At 67.1% G+C, this 3760-nt stretch carries 4 protein-coding genes; all 4 read left to right on the forward strand.

Annotated features, from left to right (window positions below; all coding sequences use genetic code 11):
* Window positions 1-1248 (forward strand): cbb3-type cytochrome c oxidase subunit I (locus tag Q0283_RS07175; RefSeq protein ID WP_298044039.1); only part of this gene is annotated, 1248 nt, incomplete at its 5' end.
* Window positions 1245-1646: a cytochrome c oxidase subunit 4 gene (locus tag Q0283_RS07180; RefSeq protein ID WP_010145806.1), complete on the forward strand. Its 402-nt coding sequence runs from the start codon at window positions 1245-1247 to the stop codon at window positions 1644-1646. The genes Q0283_RS07175 and Q0283_RS07180, both read left to right, overlap by 4 nt.
* Before the next feature lie 358 nt (window positions 1647-2004).
* Window positions 2005-3435: a heparan-alpha-glucosaminide N-acetyltransferase domain-containing protein gene (locus tag Q0283_RS07185; protein WP_298044040.1), complete on the forward strand. Its 1431-nt coding sequence runs from the start codon at window positions 2005-2007 to the stop codon at window positions 3433-3435.
* Window positions 3432-3760 (forward strand): ketopantoate reductase family protein (locus Q0283_RS07190; RefSeq protein ID WP_298044041.1); only part of this gene is annotated, 329 nt, incomplete at its 3' end. The genes Q0283_RS07185 and Q0283_RS07190, both read left to right, overlap by 4 nt.

The following is a 3760-nucleotide window of genomic DNA, read 5'->3' on the forward strand; positions in this document are numbered from 1 at the left end:
GCGCCCCTGTCGAACACCACGTACTCGCCGGGCGTGGGCGGTGACCTCTGGGTCTTCGGCCTGTTCCTGCAGGGCTTCGGCACCATCATGGGTGGCGTCAACTTCATCACCACCATCCTGACCATGCGCGCCCCGGGCATGACCATGTGGCGCATGCCGATCTTCACCTGGAACACCCTGATCACCGGCATCCTGGTCATCATGGCGTTCCCGCCGCTGGCCTCCGCCCTCGCGGCGCTGGGCATGGACCGCCGCTTCGGCGGACACGTCTTCGACCCGGAGAACGGCGGCGCCATCCTGTGGCAGCACCTGTTCTGGTTCTTCGGCCACCCGGAGGTCTACATCATCGCCCTGCCGTTCTTCGGCATCGTCTCGGAGATCATCCCGGTGTTCAGCCGGAAGCCGATCTTCGGCTACAAGTCGCTGGTGTTCGCCACCACCGCGATCGCCGCGCTGTCCGTGACCGTGTGGGCCCACCACATGTACGTCACCGGTTCCGTGCTGCTGCCGTTCTTCTCGCTGATGACCATGCTGATCGCGGTCCCCACCGGCGTGAAGTTCGTCAACTGGATCGGCACCATGTGGCGGGGTTCGCTCACCTTCGAGACCCCCATGCTGTGGACGCTCGGCTTCATGGTGACCTTCCTGTTCGGTGGCCTCACCGGCGTCATCCTGGCCTCCCCGCCGCTGGACTTCCACGTCTCGGACACGTACTTCGTGGTCGCTCACTTCCACTACGTGGTCTTCGGCACCGTGGTGTTCGCGATGTTCGCAGGGTTCTTCTTCTGGTGGCCCAAGTTCACCGGCAAGATGCTCAACGAGCGCCTGGGCAAGATCCAGTTCTGGATGCTGTTCGTCGGCTTCCACGGCACGTTCCTCATCCAGCACTGGCTGGGCGTCATGGGCATGCCGCGCCGTTACGCGGACTACATGGTCGAGGACGGCTTCACCCTGATGAACCAGTTCTCCACCGTGTTCTCCTTCATCCTGGGTGCCTCGCTGATCCCGTTCTTCTGGAACGTCTACATCACGGCGCGCAAGGGCCGGAAGGTCACCGTGGACGATCCCTGGGGCTTCGGTGGCTCGCTCGAGTGGGCCACCTCCTGCCCGCCGCCGCGGCACAACTTCCATTCGCTGCCGCGCATCCGCTCGGAGCGTCCGGCACTGGACCTGCACCACCCCGAACTGCTGCCCACCTCCCCGCAGCATGAGCCCGAGGTCTTCGGAGAGATGGCGGCTGCCAAGTGAGAACCAACGTCAAGCTGTTCACCATCCTGGGTGTCTTCTTCGTCATCGTCGCCACCATCTACGGGGTCTGGGTGCAGTGGTCCGAGTGGGCCGGTATCCCGGCGCTGTACGCCCTGGGCGGCCTCGGCCTGATGATCGCCATCTACCTCTACCTCACCGACCGTCGCTTCGGCCTCGGGGCGGATGACCGTGAGGACGGGGACATCGCCGAGTACGCGGGCACCTACGGCCGGTTCGCGCCGTGGAGCTGGTGGCCTCTCGGCCTCGGCATCTCCTGCGCCGGGCTCGTCCTCGGCCTGGCCGTCGGCTGGTGGATCTTCTTCGTCGGCGTCGGCCTGGGGCTGTACTTCGTGGTCGGATGGGTCTTCGAGTACTCGAAGGGCGATCACGCCCACTGATCCACTGCGGATCATCATGTGACACACGGCGTGGGCCGGGACCTGAATGGTCCCGGCCCACGCCGTTCTCATAGCGCCTGCCGCAGGTTTCGCCAGTGACCGACCCCGGGAGCGCCACCACCCATCGCGCGCTCTCGGGCGTCGGACGGAAGACCCGGCCCTGACGTGGGGCGCCGTGGGGCTGGGACCCGGGCCCAGAACCGGGGACGAGCGAGACCCTGCGAACCGGGGCGGGCCGGCCGGACTCAACATGAGTGATGACCGGGTGGTCCTGCCGGAAGTGGATGTGACATTCCGGCGGCAGTCGAGTATGACGGAATCTGTTCTCGGGGGCGGACCGCCGCATAGGTTACTGCGCATGCCACAGACTGCGCACAGCCACGCCACAGCCGTCGACGCTAAGCCGTCCAAACGCGTTGTCGGAATCGACGCCGCGCGCGGGTTGGCGTTGATCGGCCTGTTGGCTGCCCACGTGTTCCCCGTTGCCAATGAGGACACCGGGCAGGCCACTCTGGCCCACGAACTCTTCGCCGGGGACTCGGCCGCCCTGTTTGTCATGCTGGCCGGGGTGGGCCTGGCCCTGCTCACCGGAGGACGGAGCCCGCACGAGGGCCGGCGGATGGCCGCGGACCGGGCCGGGGTGGCGGTGCGCGCGGTGCTGGTAGGACTGACCGGCCTGCTGATCGCGATGCTCATGCCGGCCGACCCACCGGCCAACGGCATCCTGCTCTACTTCGCCGTGTATTTCCTGTTGGCGATCCCGTGTTTCCGTTTGCGGCCGCGGACCCTGTTCCTCGTGGCAGCGGCGTGCGGGATCATCACCCCGGTGTTGATGCAACGGTTGTACCCGGTGCTGCCGGAGACCTCCGTGTACGAACACACCGTGGTGACCCTGTTCACCGAGCCGGTCGGAGTCGTGGCCGAGTTGCTGCTCACCGGCACGTATCCGGCGCTGGCCTACATGGCCTTTGTCCTGGTCGGTCTGGGACTGGGCCGGCTGCAGCTTGACAGCACCCGGGTCCAGGTGTGGATCGCCGGCGTCGGGGCGGGCCTGTTCATCCTGGCCAACACTGTCTCGCACGTGTTGCTCCAGAACGCCGGGGGGTACCAGGCGTTGCTGGACACCCCTGGAGCGAGCAAGGACATGGTGGACGCGGCACTGATGGTGGCCCCGGAGGTGTTGCCCGACACCTCGTGGTGGTGGCTGGCCATCGCGACCCCCCACTCCAACACCCCCTTCGCCATCGCTTCGAGCCTGGGCATGGCCATGCTCGTGCTGGGCGTGGTGTTGCTGGTGGCCCGCCGATTCGGCCGGTGGCTGTACCCGCTGACCGCGATGGGCGCGATGACCATGAGCGTCTACACCGCGCACATGATTGCGCTGAGCCTTGAACTCCATTATGACAACCCGGTGCTGTGGTACGTCGTCCACCTCTCCGTGGCGGTGGTGTTCGCCCTGGCCTGGACCCGGTGGTTTGGCCGGGGGCCTCTGGAGAAGCTCATGACGGTCGGTGCTCAGCGCGCCATGCAGCGATACGTCCTCGATAACGGGACCTACGAGGCGGCCCCGCCCAGCCCGTCGCCGAGCGACGACCGGCAGAACGCACACGCCGGCGTAGGACCCGGTGCCCGGTCAACGGGAAAGACCCCGCAGACCCACACCCCGCCCGACGCGAAGGTCGACCAATCGGCCGCGCGGCCTGCTGCCGCCGGGCCCGATGAGGGCACCGCCCCACCGCGCCTGACCCCCACCACAGCACGTCTCGATGCACCTAGGGAGAAGCCATGATGAAGATTCTGATCGTCGGAGCCGGAGCCACCGGCGGGTACTTCGGGACGCGCCTGATCCAGGCCGGCCGGGACGTGACCTTCCTGGTCCGCCCGCACCGGGCCGAACAATTACGGGACGGGTTGCGCGGTTGCGGGCCCGGTTACGACCTGACCGTCCCGGTCCGGGCGGTGACCGCAGGTGAACTGGACGGTCCCTACGACCTGATCCTGCTCATGACCAAGGCCTGGTCCCTGGAGCAGGCCTTGGAGGACATCGCCCCGGTCGTGGGACCGGACACCACCATCCTGCCCCTGCTCAACGGCATGGCCCACCTGGAGCGGGT

Origin of the sequence: uncultured Citricoccus sp. (genome assembly GCF_937871995.1) — a bacterium.
In the GTDB taxonomy this organism is placed as follows: Bacteria; Actinomycetota; Actinomycetes; order Actinomycetales; family Micrococcaceae; genus Citricoccus.

Bases quoted from the DNA above. Each gene is read 5' to 3' on its own strand.
- Q0283_RS07185 (WP_298044040.1), top strand. From the start codon at position 2,005: ATGCCACAGACTGCGCACAGCCACGCCACAGCCGTCGACGCTAAGCCG.